This window comes from Gracilibacillus caseinilyticus, from assembly GCF_022919115.1.
GTDB lineage: Bacteria > Bacillota > Bacilli > Bacillales > Amphibacillaceae > Gracilibacillus > Gracilibacillus caseinilyticus.
On sequence record NZ_CP095072.1, the window covers coordinates 49094 to 67853 of the forward strand.

The window sequence follows — 18760 nt, forward strand, 5'->3', positions numbered from 1 at the left end:
AGACTTCTCTTATGAAAAAAGCGAAAGTAATGGTTTATAATCGTGTGTCCAGGGAAGTCCAGGAAAAACTAAAAACGCGTTACAACGTCGTAAACTACCAACATATCAATCCTCTAAAACATGAATTATTCTTAGCTGATTTAAAAGACACCGAAGGAATTATCGGTCTCGAACTCCCAGTAACCGAAGAATTATTAAAACAGGCGCCGCTTTTAAAGATTGTATGTAATGTGTCGACCGGTTATAACAATCTGGACATCGAAGCGATGACAAAATACAGTGTAATGGCTACTAACACACCTGGTGTGCTCGAAGAAACAACTGCTGATGCTGTTTTCGGTATTTTGATAGCAACTGCCAGACGAATTCCTGAACTTCACAATTATTTACGGAGCGGCGGCTGGAAACAGTATCTTACACATGATCAATTTGGTGTCAATGTCCATCATAAAACAATTGGCATTATCGGCATGGGAACGATTGGTTCACTTATCGCCAAACGAGCTTACGGTGGATTCAACATGAATGTTCTCTACCATAACCGCACACGTAACGAAGATGCAGAAAAGAGATACAATGCAACCTATTGTGAAATGGATACGTTATTAACGAAAGCTGATTTCATTTGCTTAATGACGCCTTTAACACCGAGCACGAGAGATTTAATTGGTAAACGGGAATTTGATTTAATGAAACGCTCCGCTATTTTTATCAATGGTTCGAGAGGAGCAACAGTTGATGAAACCGCACTAGTCGAAGCCTTAAAGCAGAAAAAAATACGCGCTGCTGGTTTAGATGTTTATCGGCAAGAACCAGTAAACCATGACAATGAATTACTCCAACTAACAAACGTCGTCACTACTCCACATATCGGATCCTCTACCTATGAAACAGAATTAGCCATGTCGAAACTAGCCGCTCAAAACCTGAATGAAGGTTTAAGTGGGAAGAAGCCTGCCAACTTAATCAATAGAGAACTTTTCATTCAAACGGAGGGAAATGAATATGAAATTTAATACCGGTAATCTCTTTCGTAAAGATGAGCAGTATGTATGGCATGCCATGAAAAAATATAATCCAGATGCAACCATGATCACAAAAAAAGCTGGTGGCGTTTGGATAACAGACATTAACGATCATAGATACCTAGACGGAATGGCAGGATTATGGTGCGTGAATGCTGGGTACGGACGTGAGGAAATTGCTGATGTGGCCAGTGAGCAGCTGAAAGAGATGTCTTATTATCCATTAATGAATAGCCATGTACCGGCCATTGAATTAAGCGAGAAGCTTAATGAATGGCTTGGCGGCGATTATGTGATTTTCTTTTCCAATAGCGGCTCTGAAGCGAATGAAACAGCCTTTAAAATTACAAGGCAATATTTTCATCAGAAAGGTAAACCTAGTAAACATAAAGTTGTGTCTAGATACCGCTCTTATCATGGAAGTACCATCGCTACACTTGCAGCTGGCGGTCAGATGCAGCGCGCCTATAAATACGAACCTTTAGCGCAAGGATTCTTACACGTTTCTCCACCAGATTGTTATCGAAGCCAATTCCACCGCGAAGATGGAACGTGTTGTGTCGAAGCAGCCAATGAAATCGATAAAGTAATGACCTGGGAAATGAGTGAAACAATCGGCGCCGTCATTATGGAACCGATCATTACTGGAGGTGGCGTCCTTGTTCCTCATGATAGTTACATGAAGCGGGTGAAAGAAATTTGTGAGAAACATGGCGCTTTACTAATCTGCGATGAAGTGATTTGTGGATTTGGCCGAACCGGTAAGCCATTTGGTTTCAATCATTATGACGTGCAGCCTGATATTGTCACCATGGCGAAGGGATTAACAAGTGGATATATGCCTCTTGCTGCTACAGCCGTGAAACGAGAAATCTATGAAACTTTTACTACAACTGACGATTATGATCATTTTCGTCATGTTAATACGTTTGGTGGTAGCCCCGCCGCTTGTGCCGTTGCTTTAAAAAATCTTGAAATTATCGAAGAGGAACAACTCATTCAAAACTCCGAATCTCTAGGTGAATGGTTGTTGCAAGAATTACAACCATTAATGGACCACCCGAATGTAGGAGACATCCGCGGAAAAGGATTACTCGCAGGTATTGAATTAGTGAAAGATAAAACATCAAAAGAACCAATAGAAGAGGAACGAGCAGCAAGCATCGTGAAAGTGTGTAAAGAACAGCATATATTAATTGGTAAGACTAGTGATACCGTTGCTGGGTTTAATAATATTATTACCATGTCTCCACCGCTTTCTATCACCAAAGATGAACTCCAGCTAATCATCGATGCATTGAAAATGGCGATAGCCAAATTATAATGAACCGAAAGGAGATTATCTATGATTATTGGCGTTCCTAAAGAAATAAAAAATAATGAAAATCGTGTTGCGCTGACACCAACAGGAGTAGCACAATTTATCGATAATGAACATCAGGTTGTAATAGAAAAGGACGCTGGTACAGGTAGTGGTTTCTTAGATCAGGAATACCTCGAAACAGGTGCGACCATCGAGGCTAACGCAGACGATGTGTGGAAGCAGGCTGATATGATTCTAAAGGTAAAAGAGCCATTAGCATCAGAATATCGTTATTTCAGGGAAGATCTCATCCTCTTTACTTATTTACATCTAGCAGCAGAACCGGAATTAGCGAATGCATTAATCGATTCAAAGATCACAGCTATCGCCTATGAAACCATTGAAGAGAATGGAAAATTGCCCTTGCTTACACCAATGAGTGAAATCGCCGGAAGGATGGCTTCACAAATAGGTGCACAGTTTTTAGAAAAAATACATGGAGGAAAAGGAATTCTCTTATCTGGTGTCCCTGGCGTCTCACGCGGTAAAATAACCGTTATTGGCGGTGGTGTTGTCGGGACAAATGCAGCCAAAATTGCCATCGGATTAGGTGCAGACGTGACAATAATTGACCTTAATCCTGATAGACTACGAGAATTGGATGACTTATTTGGCAATCACATCCGCACACTGATATCCAATCCAGCAAACATTGCCAGTGCAGTGACAGAATCCGACCTGGTAATCGGTGGCGTGCTCATTCCGGGCGGAAAAGCACCAAAGCTCGTTTCAGAAGAAGTAGTTAAAAAGATGAGTCCAGGCTCTGTCATTGTGGATGTGGCCATTGATCAAGGCGGCATTGTCGAAACTGTCGATCACATTACGACTCACGATCACCCTACGTACACAAAACATGACGTCGTTCATTATGCAGTAGCAAACATGCCTGGATCTGTCCCGAGAACCGCAACAAATGCGCTAACCAATGTCACCCTCCCCTATGCACTCAGCATTGCCAATAAAGGTCTTACGGAAGCATGCAAAAGGAAACCATCGATCCAAAAAGGCATCAATGTCGAAAACGGGAAAATTACACACGAGCTAGTTGCGAAAGATCTTGAGAAGACATTGGTTAATTGAGAATATAATGCATAATTTGTCCTATGCTCTCATTGTCCAAAGACTATAGATGCTTTAGCGTGGACAGAAATGAATGTGTGAAGGCTTGAAACCGACCAATCAAGATATCAATCTCTATTGCTACGTTATAGATGAAGGGAACTACGAAATGACACTTTTTTTAGAACACTTCTCTTCATTCTCTATTGTGAATTCACTAATTGTCCGATAGAAGTGTTCAAACGGACAAAAACCGATGGAAATGATGCGGAGTTGTCCGATAGAATCTTCTATTTAGTATTAGATAGTGAAATTGTCGAGCAAGAGGCAAAACTCGTATCCATTGTGGTCCAGCAGGCAGCAATCTCCGCATGTATTACCTAAATCGTTTAAAAGTTATTTATAATGTTTGCAATACAGTGGCAATTAGCTGTATAAAGATACATTACAGATTTTTCTTGGTTCAGGCGTTTCTTCTCTATCTCGCTTTCCTTACGCTTGAAGTTGCTCTAACTTCAGGCGTTTCGTTCGTTTGGCCTTCCTTCCATTGAAATTCCCTTCAACAGAGAACACATCTTCTAATCGTGCATCGTTCATAAAAACGTATATTTGCGAAAGGTTCCGATGCTTTTATCGAAAACTTAAAACCTGTTCTCACCTAACTCACTTATGACGATTATGAATTAACGCAAATTGCTGTGCCAGATAATTCGGACTGTATGGCATATCATTTCTCAACCAAGCAACAATTGTTCCAATCAATGCAGATGAATCATACCAGATCAGTATCTCTTTTTGAATACTCGCTTTCTCGGCAAAAGATTCATTGCCTCGATTTTCAATTCCGGACATAATTTTGTCCACCAGAAGCTGCATAAGGCGATCTTTAAATACTGGAACGCCTCTCGTTGTCAGAACGACTTTATAAAAGTTAGCATTAGCTGCTATATGCTCCAGGCATTTGGACAATACTTCTCCTGTAGGCTGTTTTGATGTTCGGTTGATTCTTGCCTCTTCTATAACACTGGAGATATCTTCTACCATATCATCCGCCATCTTGTCCATCATATCAGTAATATCTTTGTAATGCAGATAAAATGTTACCCGATTAATGGTAGCCCTTTCTGCCAGCCGGTTAACTGAAATTTTCTTAATATCCATTTCTAACAGCAAATCGATAAAGGCATCTCGAAGTAACTGACGTGTACGAATAATACGTGGATCGACTTTTTCTTTTGTCTTCACCATTCTCTTTCCTCCCACTCTATATTTACATATGATTATTTAATGTAGTATTTGTCTCTATTTTGCTACACTATAGTTCAATTTGTAAACTAATTTACACTTTATAAATTATTGTTGGTTGAATACTGGCATAATAACAATTATAATGTTCTTTGTGTCTTAATTTAAACAACAATTTGTAAATTAAATAGCTTGATCAACCATAAAGGTTGCAGAAAGGATGAACAATATTGACAACTAGTGCTAAAACAGGAAATAATGCAAAAAAATGGTCGATTTTAACCATTATGATTTTAGGTTCGTTTTTTGCATTATTTAATCAAACCACGATGACAGTCGCACTCCCACCACTAATGGAAGCATTTAACATAGACGCGTCAACTGGACAATGGCTGACTACAGGTTACATGCTGGTAAATGGCGTATTGATTCCGGTTACTGGATTCTTAATGAAACGCTTCTCGACAAGACAATTATACTTAGCTGCAATGATTATTTTCCTTATAGGTACTCTCGTATCTGCAATTGCACCAACTTTTGTCATATTACTTTCTGGTCGTCTGATTCAAGCCGCATCAACAGGAATTATGATGCCTTTGTTAATGAATGTCGTATTGTCATTATTCCCACCAGAAAAACGGGGAACAGCAATGGGGACTGTTGGACTGGCAATCATCTTCGCACCTGCTATTGGTCCGACATTGGCCGGATATATTTTAGATAATTTTTCTTGGCGTGTGTTATTTTTTGGAATGATTCCATTTGTTCTTATAATTATTATATGCGCATCAATCTTTTTGAAAAATGTATCAGAAACAACAACTAGCAAAATGGATTTTGTCAGTCTCGTATTATCCACTATTGGTTTCGGCGGTATTTTATATGGATTCAGTGAAGCAGGTAATAATGGGTGGGGGCATTTGGAAGTTGTAATATCACTCATAATCGGTTTTATCACAATTGGCGTATTTACTTGGAGACAGCTTAAGTCAAATGATCCGTTTCTTGACTTACGGGTTTTCCGTTACAATATGTTTTCCTTAACAACCATTATTAACTGCACCGTAACATTTGTCATGTACGCAGATATGATTTTATTACCACTTTATTTACAAAATGCCCGAGGTTTTTCTGCGTTAGAATCAGGCTTATTAATGTTACCTGGTGCATTGTTGATGGGCTTGCTGAGTCCTGCTGTTGGTAGATTGTTTGATCGATTTGGAGTCAAATGGCTTGCAATTATCGGGTTAATTATTATTTTGCTTACAACCTATTCCTTTACTAATCTGACCGATTCGATCAGCTATACGGTACTGATTTTAATGTATGCTGGACGTAGATTAGGTATGGCGCTGTTCTTGATGCCATTACAAACAGCTGGTTTAAATCAATTGCCGAATAGTTTGCACGCACACGGTACAGCGATATCGAACACCACCCGTCAAGTAGCCGGAGCCATCGGTACATCGTTAATTGTCACGATTATGACGAGCAGAACAAAAGACCACCTTCAAGAAATGATCACAAATGGCGCTGCCGGATCACAGGAACATTTAACAATGGAAGCGTCCATTCAAGGTATTAATGATGCCTACTTTACGATGTTATTTTTTGCATTCATCAGCCTTGTCCTCTCGTTCTTTATTAAACGGGTAAAACAAGCATCTGAAAACAGCTTACAAACTTCTAATTAGCATAAATTAGTGGGAAAGACTTGGCCATTGGTCAAGTCTTTTTTTTGCTATTGACACTCGAAAATCATCAAGTATCTTTATTTTGCTTTCGATAGGAATAAATGGAATTTTATGTTAAACTAATCTTTAGGGCTTAGTGCAGATAGATAGCGCTTTACTAGTAGTTTCACATGGTGAAAGCAACGAATGAAAACTTGGTTTTGGATTTGTTTAATAGCTGTCCTGTCCTTTTTCACAGGTGAGCTCGTTTTACTTATCTTAAATGAAATTAGTACAATATTGAAGGATTTCTATGAAACAAGAATAAATAGATTAAAAAGTTGTATAACAAGATAACAAGCTTATTCAATTACATGATAAAGGAAGTTACTTATGAGAAAAATGTATGTTAGGTACGACTTATTATATATTCTGCTACTATTTACAGGCGTTAGTCTTTTTGCTATTTATAATGCTCAGCAATTAAATCAATATGAAGGTGAGAATTTTGTATTCAAACAAGCTGTATGGATTTTACTGGGAATTATAGCAATTGCTTGCCTACAATTATTAGAGACACAAACTATTTACTTACTAAGTACCGTTTCATATTATTTCGGCCTATCTTTACTAGTAGTTTTACTTATTAGTCCTGAAACTATAGTACCCACTCTTAATGGAGCGAATAGCTGGTTCCAATTCAACGGAATTACTTTTCAGCCATCTGAACTAACCAAAATCACAACCATACTATATTTATCTTATGCCATCTCTAAGCATAAGGAGAAGTTCCATACTTCAAGCTTAAAGTATGATTTACTTCTCTTTATAAAAATTTTATTAATTGGCCTTGCGCCTGTTGTCTTAATATTACTTCAGCCTGATTTTGGTACTGCTATGGTTCTTGCAGGCATAACGATTATTATGTTGTTCCTCTCAGGTATCAATTGGAAAATAATTTTCGGAATTGCTACTGTAACAATTACAGTAGCAAGTATATTCATTTTTATGGCAATTAATCTACCTGATGTCATGCAAAACACTTTTAAAATTGATAATTACCAAATTAATAGAATCGAAACATGGATCGGATTAGGAGATAATGATTCAGGTAATTCTTATCAAATTGATAAAGCCTTGGTTGCTATCGGTTCTGGTTACCTCCATGGGTATCAAGGTGAAACCTCATCAATTTATATACCAGAAGCTCATACAGATTTTATATTTTCAATCATTGGTCACAACTTCGGCTTTATCGGAGCGGCAATTGTCATTTTCTTGTACTTCTTTTTAATCTATACATTAATACAGATTGGATTAAAATTATATAACATCAATTTATTCGGTTCATATATTTGTTTTGGTTATATTACTTTAATCTTAATCCACACCATTCAAAACATAGGAATGAATGTAGGAATAATGCCTATTACCGGTATACCGTTACTATTAATCAGTTACGGCGGAAGCTCCACTTTAACTTCTTTGATCGGATATGGATTAATTTATAAAGCTGGATGCGAACTATTAAAAGAAGAAGATTATATGTTCAAAGAGAGTGAAGTGCACTAACTCTTATCTGGTAAAATTTATTTGTATTATGATGATTTTCGTTATTTTTATCACTGACTGTGCCGACACGAACTTCTCAATAATCCCACTCCTCCGCAATTTTGCTTTGAGTTTTATTTTAAGATCTTTAGAAAAACCGGATATTCTCCCGGTTCTAACTAATATATATAGAACTTCCTTTAATACGGATTATGTAAAGTAGCTTAGCGGTTATTTTGAATTGTTGTTATGTGGAAGGATATCGCTCCGGCCAACCACTTCGCGTCCTGAGGGCACGGCTGAAGCTAACTTTGTGAAGAATACCGCTTCACAAAGTGGATCTTCAGCACCTGCACCTCCCGCGGGAATCTACGTGGTTGACCTGCGCTAGGATAGGTACTCTACAACTTTTGTAAGAACTAGCATATTGAGCGCATCCACAAATAATAGCATTTGAATGAATAACATAAAGCCTAGAACCACTGCTTTTAGCTGTTCCATACGTTGTAGCACTTCCTTAAGCGTAGGAAATATGCGAAGACTCCGCATGAGTCAGCGCGCGAGCTGAAGATCCACTTTGTCTGTGCCTGTGTCTGCAAGTATCGCTTTGAAGTGAGCTAACTCGGCACAAGGCAGCAAAGAAGTTGTTCAAGTAGTAGCCCGTGCCCCACAGGACGCGCAGCATATTTCCGGAGCTATGCTTAGCACTCAAGACATATCAAAATCAACACTAAGATACTTTACATAATCCGTATTATAAGAACTCATACTGCAATATTATTTTATGATTTGCCTTCATGACAGTCATAATATAAAATACTTTCCTTACTTAACGAAAACATCATTTTAACCGAAACCATCGGTGATAGTACAGGAAGAAAATTAACAAGAGAAGAGTCAATCATTGTTAGAGAATTGTTCACTTCCAAGGACTTTTCATAAATAAAGGAGTGGTTTCTTGAAAAACAAACAGCTTGTAAAATATTTCATATACTCCATTGTTGTAGCTGGACTTTAATAGCACTAGGCTTTTACAGTCTGGTTCATTCTAATACCATTGAAAATACGAAAGTTGTCAAGGTTGATTGCGCAGGTCAAGATTATGTAACAGTTGCCAATAAGAAGATAAAATGTGACCACCATTACTACGTTTTTCTTAATGATATGAAGGTGTCAGTAAAAAATCAAAATACTTGGAACATCATTGATAAAAAACAAAAATATGATGTGACGTATGAATGGTATGGATTTGAGACACCTACCTTAACATCTATCAGACTAACAGGAGATACTGCTAATTCTCACTAGCATTTTAGAATACAAAAAACGCTTGGATGTGAAATATCCAAGCGTTTTACAAACATTACTTAATGACTAAGCAGCATGTTGTTCTAAGCTGTTTTTTGTATAGTATTTTTCACTTCTCATAATCAATCCACCAACAATAACAAATGCCAGAATGATGAATGCCATTACAATATAACCACTTTGGAAGCCAATCGCACTGTACAATACACCCATTACGTACGAGAATATGGTAATACCGACTTGCTTAGCAAAGTTAAATCCTAACATGTAAACCGTTGCAGACAATCGTACATCAAATACTCCAGTAATGTACTTCATAATAGAAACAAGCATTAAAGGCATTTCGATCGCTGCTAGTAAGCGCCAGATTGCAAGCATCCAAATCTCGGTAAACAGTGCTGAACCAAGAACACGGACAAATAACACCGCCCCAGCTATAATTAGACCGTTTTTGGCTCCTATTTTATTAATGATAAAAGGTGTTGCAATCATGAAACCAGCTTCAAGAAATACTTGTACAGAAGCGATTCGACTGAATACTAATTCACCTTGAGATGCATCGTTGAAAAAGCTTGCAAAATAGTTCGGGAATTGCTGATCAAATACGTCAAACATCGTCGCAATACCGATCATCATAATACAGAATCCCCAGAAACTGCGATTTTTGAAAACATTCATAATATTTTCTTTTGTAACAGGCGTTTCTTCTTCTTTCTCGTCTGTTTCTTCAGAATTATCTTCACCATAGCTATCTTTATCCACACGAAGCACAAATAAAAGGATACCTAACACAACGGCAGAAATAGAACATGCCCAGAAAATACTGTATGAATTTTGTACGAACATGATACCACCGATAAACGCTGCCGTACCACCAGCTAATGACCCGAATAAGCGAACGTGGCCATATTCATAATTACTGGCGCGTGAGGAACGTTCGATATATGCTTCTACGACTCCTACACCGCCATTTAAACAAAGACTTAAATAAGCACCGCCGACTACGGCACCAAAAATCGCATTGATTTCCAATAATGGAATAAACGCAAACTGCACAAATGGACCGATAAATAATAAACAAAGTACAACGAAACCGAATAACCATTTTCTCAAGCCCAGTTTATCTTGCACCACTCCGTATAACGGTTCCAAAACGAGGGCAGTAATTGCCATTGCAGAGAATACGAGACCAGAAACACTAGTATCAAGGTTCGCTGTTTTATTAAGCCAAAAAGGCAAAAAGGCGAAGATTAACGCCCAGATCATAAAGTAAAAGTAATACATACCGCCAAAATTCCAAAACTTTAACTGCTTTAAGTTTTTCATAGGTGTCTACTCCTTTTTTATTTTAATACTTCTGGTGTTTTCGGTGTCCAGCGATCATCTGGTAACGGCTCACCGAAGACTGGATATCCTTGCTCGTCCCATTCTATTTTTTGAGCACGAGCCTGACGATTCGGCTCATATAAAGGATCTCCTACTAATTCCGTATAATTTCTTGCATGGTAGACTAGGATTGTTTCGCCATCCTCAGATTCTGTAAAACTATTATGTCCTGGTCCATACTGACCATTTGCTTCATTACTTTGAAAAACAGGTTCCTCACTTTTTGTCCAAGCGTTTGGATCCAGCAAATCAGCGTCTGCATCAGCTGTAAGGATCCCCATACAGTAATCAACACCTGTCGCACTACCGGAATACGTCAAGAATACCTTTCCATTCTTAATTAAAACAGCAGGTCCTTCGTTTACCCAAAAACCTTGGATTTCCCATGAATATTCAGGTTTTGTCAACATAACTGGTTCCGTTTTCAAAGTCCACGGATTTTCCATCTTTGCAATATATAAATTAGAGTGACCCTGAATTGCTAAATCCTGTTGAGCCCAAACGTAGTACAATTCGTCCTTGTGATAGAAAATCGTTGCATCTAATGCGAACGTTGACATCCCCGTCTTTACTTCACCTTTTTCGATCCATTCACCTTCCATAGGATTATCTGAATCGTTTTCAAGAACGTACATACGATGGTTAAATGTATCGTCATCAATATTGGTATCAGGTGCAGCAGCGAAATAGATGTACCACTTACCTTCTGCACGATGGATTTCCGGTGCCCAGATTAATTGACTTAATGGACCGCTTTCATGTTTCCACCAAACAGCTGTTTCTTCTGCATCGTGTAATTCGTTTAACGTTTTTGCTCTTCTCAGTACGATTCGATCGTACAACGGATGTGAACCTGTAAAATAGTAATAGCCGTCTTCATGTTTGTAAACAAAAGGATCAGCTCGTTGTAATACAATTGGATTTTTGATTTCTTCTGCCATATTTAAACACCTCTTGATCATCTTTAATTTGAAATAACTATTTATTATCCAAAAACATAAAACGTTTCCTTCCGTTAAGAAGAATATCACTCATACGTATAAGTGTCAATAAAAATATCACGAAAGTTGTTTAATCACCTAAAATTTATTTACGCATTAATCATTTAGTTATGTGAACTCCCAGATGAAACGCATACATTTTTTATCATATCACCTTTTTGTTATGATAATATTATCGAAAATCCATTTTTCCTTATCAACAACTGACTTTCACTTAATACAAATATATACGTACAAGATTTCACTGACTACCCTTCTTTCATTCACTTGTTTAATGAGTGATGTTAATCGCTACGGCAAGATACTGCGCTTTATAGAGTGTTCTTACTAGGAAAAACAGGGCTTAAACACGCTCGACCCTAACTAACTTGAGTATATATAAAGTTACTTATAATACAAGTTATGTATGCTTCCTTTTCGTATAAAGAAAGACTGATGACATATGAATAAAACAACTTGCAGGTACTGCTGTACACGAGTTCACTTGATGGGTAGTGTATAGAAAAAAACGGACATAACCCGAATATTGCTTACATTCGTGTTATGTCCGGCTTGTACGGAGACTAAAACGAGACTCTTGTCCTATATATTATTATTGAACCTCCTCCAGAAGTTTCATCGCTTCTTCTTCCGTTTGAACAGCTAATAATTGATTTCTAAAGTTTTCGTCCATTAATTTACGAGATAGCATTTGCAATATCTTCAAGTGTGCATCTCCAGCGCTCTCTTCAGGGACAGCAATCATAAAGATCAGCTTAGCATCTGAACCATCCAGACTGCTCCAATCCACTCCATCGCGCTTAATACCAAAAGCTACTGCCGGACGTTTTACTGCTTTTGATTTTCCATGGGGAATAGCGATATTCATGCCAAGACCAGTAGAGCTTTGTGCTTCGCGGTCTAAAATGTCTTGTCGATAGACATCCTTGGATTCTAAGATCCCAGACGCTTGCATTTTGTCGATTAGTTCGTCAATGACCGCATCACGCGTCTCGCCTTCTAAACTTGTTTTGATCAAATTTGTATTTGTGATATCAACAAGCTTATTTATTTCTTGTTGTTCTTCATCTTGTTCAGTTGATTCTGCTGTCTTCTCTGGTTCTGTCTCTTCCTTAACCTCTGCTGGTCCGCCAGCTGGTACGGCTTCTGTTACATCTTTTTTCAAGAAATTAACCATCAGCACTGTTACGATTACACCCGCAATAGCAGCAATAAAGAACATGAGCACATTTTCCACTGCACCTAGCACAGCTACAATAGGACCACCATGTGCAACTTTATTTCCAACACTGCCTATCATCGCGATGACAGAACCTACTACAGAACCTGTAACGATACTCGGAATAACGCGGAGCGGATCCTGTGCTGCGAACGGAATTGCACCTTCCGTAATACCGAATAGCCCCATCGTAAATGACGCCTTTCCTGCTTCTCTTTCATTCGGCATATATTTATTTTTATTGATCATTGTTGCAAGTCCCATACCAATCGGCGGTATACAGATCGAAACCGCAATTGGTCCCATAATTTCATAGTTACCTTCTGCAATCATCGCTGAACCGAATAAGAAAGCTACCTTGTTAAACGGTCCACCCATATCAACTGCAATCATTGCACCAAGGATTACCGCCAACAGAATCGAACTTGCTCCTTGCATACCAGAAAGCATATTGGTTAAGCCTTCAAAAATTTGGGCAACAGGAGATCCAATTACAAAAATAAATAGAAGACCGACAATTACCGATGAAAAGATCGGAATAAAGATAATCGGCATGACAGGCTGTACGGCTTGTGGTACTTTTATCTTCTTGATCGCTAAAGCCACATAACCTGCTAGGAAACCAGCAATAATACCGCCGATAAAACCAGCGCCCGCTTCACTTCCATAAAAGCTTCCATTTGCAGCAATATAACCACCGATCATACCAGGTACTAATCCTGGACGATCTGCAATACTTACGGCAATAAAACCTGCCAAAATTGGCACCATAAACATAAATGATGTATTACCCAGTTTCTCAATCTGCTTCCAGATCGATTCTTCCGGTACTACAATACCGCTTGCCGTCTGCTCACCACCAAGGGTTAGCGCAAGTGCAATTAATAAACCACCAACCACGATAAACGGTACCATGTAAGATACACCATTCATCAAGTGCTTATAAATCGGATTTTCTTTCTTTTTACGATTCTGCTTAATTTCTTCCGAAGACTTCAATTCAGGTCGATAAACAGAAACATCGCCGTCCTGAATTCGCTTAATCAATTCTTTCGGTTTACGAATGCCGTCTTGTACACCGGTCACGATTAATTTTTTCCCGGCAAAACGGTCTTTTGAAACTTCTTTATCTGAAGCAATAATGATACCATCTGCTTCCTCTATATCCTGATCGGTTAACGCATTTTCGACACCGATCGAACCTTGCGTCTCGACTTTGATATCGATGCCCATTTCTTCGCCTGCTTTTTGTAAATTTTCTGCAGCCATATAAGTGTGTGCAATACCGACAGGACATGCTGTTACTGCTAATACTTTCATGTTGCTTCCTCCTTTTGTGCATGTTTACTGTAATTGCATACACCTATTTTACATCTCTAATAATCAATTATTATTTTTACTTTTTACCGGAACTTGTGGTAAAAATAAATTATTACCACAAGTTCAATTACGATTTCTTCGCTTAGCACATTTCTTATAATTGATTACACATTGCTTCCCATTTATTCTCTAATGTTTCTTTTTCCTGATAAAGTTCTTGTAATCGCACTAGATCATCTGTTCTCAACAATGCTTCTTCTATCTCGATAATCCTTTTCTCCAACGCATCTATCTCGGCTTTTTCACTATTCTTATTCATCTGTTTCCGATTGTTGCTATTAGTGGTTAGTTGTGGTTTATCTGTTCTTCTTGCTGGTATTTCTCTCATTTCTGTTATTTTTTTCTTGGCCCAATTATAATCACCCTCGAAAGTATAGAGCTTTTTAGATTCAATCCAATATATTTTGTGAAACAGTTTGTTAAGAAAATACCTGTCATGAGAAACTGCAAGTATCGTACCTTTGAAATCACTTAATGCCTCTTCCAGTACTTCTCTTGATTCAATATCCAAATGATTGGTTGGCTCATCTAAAAGCAGAACATTGATATCCTGATACATTAACTGCGCTAAACGTAATCGCATCCGTTCCCCACCGCTTAATTGAGACACGTGGCGAAAAACATCGTAGCCATAAAACATAAAGCGAGCAAGAATCGCTCTTGCCTCTCCTTCTGTTACCGCCACTTCTTCTCTAAAAACTTCTATCACTGTTTCCTGCTCAATTCCTGCAAATATTTGCTGCGATAGATAGCCAAATTTCACGTTACTACCAATACTGACCGCACCATTGCTGGGATCTAGCTGCTTGAGAATAAGTTTTATTAAAGTAGATTTCCCTGTTCCATTTTCACCAACAATCGCGGCTCGCTCCTGATATTGAAGCAGCAGATTTACTTGTTCCAGCAAGATTCGCCCAGCGAAACACTTTGAAACATCTGTCAATTTAATCACATCACTTCCACTTCGGTCAGACATTTCCATCGATAGTTTCATTTTGGCTGGATGTATTACAGGTCGATTTATTTTTTCCATTCGTTCTATCGCTCTTTCCATATTCCTTGCGCGTCGATGCAGGCTGGCATTGGGAGGATTAGCTCGATTCGCCCAATCTCTCAAGCGCTTGATCGCCTCTTTCATCTTTTTTATTTTTTTCTGTTGTTCTTCATACGCCATGAATTCCCTTAGAAGCTTTTCCTCTTTTTCTTTGACGAATCCTGAAAAATTAGTATGGTATGTCGATAACTCTCCATCTTCGAGATCAATGACTTTATTCGTCACTTCATCTAAAAAGTAGCGGTCATGGGAGATGATAACCACTGTTCCCTGATAAGTTTGCAGAAATTGTCCCAACCATTCCACAGCCATTAAATCTAAATGGTTGGTTGGTTCGTCTAACAGCAGCATATCTGACTGTTGCAGCAACATTAAACCTAATCCCACTTTCGTTTTTTCACCACCACTTAACGTGGAGAATGGTCGCTGCAGTAGATCCTGAATATTTAGACCATGCGCAATCTTTTCTATATTTGATTCTATTTCATAACCACCATTGATCGAAAACTGATCTTGTAAAATGCCATATTCAGCGATCAAGGTTTGTATGTGCTCGTTATTTTCCTCTGTTGCCATTTTCTTTTCCGTTTGTTTCAACTTATCCTCGATTTGCATTAAGGAGGAAAAGGCTGATCTTAAAACATCTTTTACTGTCTCTGCATTTTTATATTCTGGTATTTGGGAGAGATAGCCAATGACTAATCTTCGTTTCCAATGAATTTGACCAGAATCAGGGATTTCTTCTCCTGCTATAAGACGAAGCAGCGTCGTCTTGCCGCTACCATTTCGCCCAACTAAGGCAACACGTTGCTTCTCTTTTATTTCTAATGATAGATTTTGAAAAATGACATTTCCTCCGTACACTTTCTCTATATTATTTACACTGCATACAATCATTTCTGATTCTCCTTTTCATAAAAAAAACCATAGGAAGACAAATCTCCCCATGGCTAACGTTCTCACTATAGATAGATATAAGAAAAGCGCAAGTGCCCATTTAGAAACGAAGCGACTGGACGGCATTAACTAAGATAAAGGAATCACGGTGAGCAAGTGATTTCGATGATGACTTTCTCCCAAGGCCATAATCGTGACTAGGCCTCTTTTATCGTAGGGTGATGCAGGAAGTCGTCTAGTTTCTGAGTGCACGAGTGGACATGGCCGATATTCTTAAACATCGGTACATGGCCTCTAATTTTTCTTATACAATAAAAAAGGAGAGCACAAAACAGGCCCTCCTTCCTATCCTATATGTGGGTTAAGAGATGTTTTCACTGTTTTTCATTTGCTATTAAGTTGTTACAAAAGGACATACGTATCCCGTTAACAACTTCAATCGCAAATTTCGCACGGCAAAAATAAAGGTATTCCAACCATTGTCCATGCACAAAAACAGCTTGATTTAACATCTTTTCCCCACCTCCGATCATTAAAGTTAACACAATTGTACTACTAATTTGACAATAATACAAATCTAATGTAAACGATTTATAAAGGATTGGATATCCTTTACATCCAGTAATCGAGATACCGCTGCAGGACTTTCGCTTAATTGGACGATGTGACTGACTGCCGCACGATTCCATTGTTGATCGTTACCGGATATGGCCAGCATAAAAACAATCGATACACGTTCATCGCCCCATTTCATCGGTTCTTTTAGCAAAGCAACAGCTATCGCAGATTGAAGAACCTGCTTCGGATTACCGTGTGGAATCGCTATTCCTCCACCAATGGACGTAGCAGAACGTCGCTCTCGTAAAACCGCGCTATGGATAAACGATTTCTCAACAATGCCTTTTTCATATAATACGTTTCCAAGTTGTTCAATCACTTGAAAAGGATGTTCTTTCTCCAGTTGCAATTGGACAAGATCCCCTCTGATTAACGATGAGAGGGCCGTTGATTTGTTTTCTAGCTCCTTATGCTCTATCGCAGACAAAAATTGATTTAACTTCTGCTTGTCCTTTGATTCTAACAAGGGTGTAACTCTAACATAAGGAACTTGGGTAGTTGATAAATCAATCGTTGATATGATCAAATCAATGTGATCATGATCTAAATACGTGTTCAGATCAGCTTTTCCGACACAAGCGACTATCTCCATATCCTGATAATGCTGTTCGACCTTTGCTTGTAATAAATGAGACATCCCGACACCCATATGACAAACAATCAATGCTCTTCTTTTCCGTTCCCTGCTTGCCTCGAGACGTTCTACCGACGCTTGAAAATGTAGCACTAAATAGGCTGCTTCATCTTCTGGAACTTCGAGACGGTGCTTTTCTTTAATATCTGATAGAGCTATCATTACCATATTAAACATATAGGGATACATTTTTTTGATTTCAGGTAAAAGTGGATTTGTAATAGGAAATCCGTATTTCAAACGATTGATAACCGAATGAATGTGAACGGTTAATCCACTTTTCAACATGTCATCATTGCCGAATGCAAATAAGGTGAGATCACTAAGTCTTGCGATGAGAGTTTCAATCACTTCTGCTAGAAATTGATTATCAAGTAAGGAGTCGTCCTCTCTATCTCCTTTCTTCTTGCTGCTAATGAGATGCCAGGTGAAATAAATCCTTTCATCTTCTGAAAAAGAAAGCTTAAACACCTCTTCTAAATAGGCAAAGAAGGAAACCGCATACGCATATTCACGATGTTGAATGACGGTTTCTTTTTCAGTTAATGGAACCGTTACAGGAGACTTTTGTCTTGTTCGCTTCATCATAATCAATGCATGAACAAGCAGGCTTTCGATAGCTCCATCCGTAAAAGCGATCGCATATTGCTGTTGCAATTCATCAAGTGCTCGCTGGACTGTCGTTATTTCATATGGATAGAACAAATCCATCACATACGTCTTATCTGTTGAAACCGAGGAAATAAGCTCTGACAAATGTGCCAGTGCACTTCTCTTGTGCAGCTCGTCCCCTTCAACTATGTTACCGACGCGTGGTTTGGAAACCAATTCCAACTGATAATCAGATAGCCAATTTGCAATACTTGCTAACTCTTTTTTGACCGTTTGTTTAGGCACAAAGAACGCCGCCGAAAACTGCTGGAGCGTAGTCGGTTTATCATGTACCAGCAGTTGATATGCCATTTCTACCAGGCGATCTTCCTGACTTTTTGGTTCAGCTGCTAACAATTGCTGAAATACAGCAGTTCGATCATCATTGTTTATTTCCAGGGTAATTCCTATACCTGGCTGTCGTGTAATCTTTGCACTCTGATAATCGGCCAATACAGATTCTATTTTCTTTAAATCATTACGAACCGTTTTCTCCGCACATTCAAGTTGATTGGCTAAATGCATAATCGTAAGCGTTTGATCGTTTTGAATAAGTAGCGTACGTAACAATTCTTTTTGTCGATCGTTCATGATTACACCTCTTTTACTGTTGCTTCAAAGTGTAGCATATTCCGCTTTAACATGCATCAGCAGCTGTTTTGTTGGAAAGTTTCAGAATAAAAGTTTGTGTGAAAA

Annotated in this window: 12 protein-coding genes; 5 read left to right on the forward strand and 7 right to left on the reverse strand. The window is 38.5% G+C overall.

The window, feature by feature from the left end; translation table 11 throughout:
* Positions 1-11: 11 nt before the first annotated feature.
* From MUN88_RS00200 to ald, 3 genes are read left to right on the forward strand one after another with little or no spacing between them, the layout of a single operon-like run.
* The gene (locus MUN88_RS00200) at positions 12-1016 is read left to right on the forward strand and encodes a 2-hydroxyacid dehydrogenase (RefSeq protein ID WP_244719411.1); all 1005 of its coding nucleotides are present in this window, start codon (positions 12-14) and stop codon (positions 1014-1016) included.
* Positions 1000-2349 (forward strand): aspartate aminotransferase family protein, encoded by a 1350-nt coding sequence (locus tag MUN88_RS00205; RefSeq protein ID WP_244719414.1) that lies wholly within the window; start codon positions 1000-1002, stop codon positions 2347-2349. The genes MUN88_RS00200 and MUN88_RS00205 overlap by 17 nt, the downstream gene beginning before the upstream one ends.
* Positions 2350-2370: 21 nt before the next feature.
* Positions 2371-3468 (forward strand): alanine dehydrogenase, encoded by a 1098-nt coding sequence (gene ald, locus MUN88_RS00210; RefSeq protein WP_244719417.1) that lies wholly within the window; start codon positions 2371-2373, stop codon positions 3466-3468.
* A 642-nt stretch (positions 3469-4110) separates the two neighbouring features.
* Here the strand turns inward: ald and MUN88_RS00215 are convergent.
* Complete coding sequence (locus MUN88_RS00215; RefSeq protein ID WP_244719420.1) at positions 4111-4695, reverse strand: TetR/AcrR family transcriptional regulator; 585 nt, start codon at positions 4693-4695, stop codon at positions 4111-4113.
* A gap of 284 nt (positions 4696-4979) precedes the next feature.
* Between MUN88_RS00215 and MUN88_RS00220 the strand changes: the two genes are divergently transcribed.
* A complete protein-coding gene (locus MUN88_RS00220) occupies positions 4980-6386 on the forward strand; it encodes a DHA2 family efflux MFS transporter permease subunit (RefSeq protein ID WP_244724699.1) in 1407 nt (468 codons plus the stop codon).
* Positions 6387-6758: 372 nt separating this feature from the next.
* Positions 6759-7937, forward strand: coding sequence for an FtsW/RodA/SpoVE family cell cycle protein (locus MUN88_RS00225; protein ID WP_244719423.1), 1179 nt, complete (start codon positions 6759-6761; stop codon positions 7935-7937).
* Positions 7938-9290: 1353 nt separating this feature from the next.
* Here MUN88_RS00225 and MUN88_RS00230 read toward each other — a convergent pair.
* From MUN88_RS00230 to MUN88_RS00255, 6 genes are all read right to left on the reverse strand, one after another.
* A complete protein-coding gene (locus tag MUN88_RS00230) occupies positions 9291-10550 on the reverse strand; it encodes an oligosaccharide MFS transporter (RefSeq protein ID WP_244719426.1) in 1260 nt (419 codons plus the stop codon).
* A gap of 17 nt (positions 10551-10567) precedes the next feature.
* The gene (locus tag MUN88_RS00235; RefSeq protein WP_244719429.1) at positions 10568-11551 is read right to left on the reverse strand and encodes a glycoside hydrolase family 43 protein; all 984 of its coding nucleotides are present in this window, start codon (positions 11549-11551) and stop codon (positions 10568-10570) included.
* Positions 11552-12203: 652 nt separating this feature from the next.
* Positions 12204-14150 (reverse strand): PTS fructose transporter subunit IIABC, encoded by a 1947-nt coding sequence (locus MUN88_RS00240; RefSeq protein ID WP_244719432.1) that lies wholly within the window; start codon positions 14148-14150, stop codon positions 12204-12206.
* Between the two features lie 154 nt (positions 14151-14304).
* On the reverse strand, positions 14305-16161 hold the full coding sequence (gene abc-f / locus MUN88_RS00245) for a ribosomal protection-like ABC-F family protein (protein ID WP_244719435.1): 1857 nt from the start codon (positions 16159-16161) through the stop codon (positions 14305-14307).
* 374 nt (positions 16162-16535) lie between these two features.
* Positions 16536-16673: an RAxF-45 family protein gene (locus MUN88_RS00250; RefSeq protein WP_244719438.1), complete on the reverse strand. Its 138-nt coding sequence runs from the start codon at positions 16671-16673 to the stop codon at positions 16536-16538.
* Positions 16674-16738: 65 nt separating this feature from the next.
* Positions 16739-18655: a BglG family transcription antiterminator gene (locus MUN88_RS00255; RefSeq protein WP_244719441.1), complete on the reverse strand. Its 1917-nt coding sequence runs from the start codon at positions 18653-18655 to the stop codon at positions 16739-16741.
* Positions 18656-18760: the final 105 nt, after the last annotated feature.